A 277-nucleotide genomic window follows, 5' to 3' on the forward strand; every position below is an offset into this window, starting at 1 on the left:
ACGGAAATTGCGTTGTTGGTTAATATTAGCTTTCTCCATAATACCAGCTTGCATTTGACCTGATAAATAAGTCAAGTAACTGTCAATCAAGTAAGCAGGAGTGGCAAAATTTGAGAAATTCAAACTGTTTTCAATTGTTAACCCATCACTGTTATTATCTTGTAAATAGTTAACAGGAGCTAAAGACAGTGTAGGTTGACCATTAATGTTACTCATAACTACGAATCGTTGGTTCTTATTGTCTAAGAATTTACGATATTCAAATTTTTTATTTGTA

General features: G+C 31.8%; 1 protein-coding gene. It reads right to left on the minus strand.

Features of this window, described 5'->3' with window-relative positions; all coding sequences use genetic code 11:
• Window positions 1-216, minus strand: a 216-nt coding sequence (locus A3761_RS26925) for a hypothetical protein (RefSeq protein ID WP_197472817.1), incomplete at its 3' end; no start/stop codon positions are given.
• Window positions 217-277: the final 61 nt, after the last annotated feature.

Source organism: Oleiphilus sp. HI0123 (genome assembly GCF_001635315.1).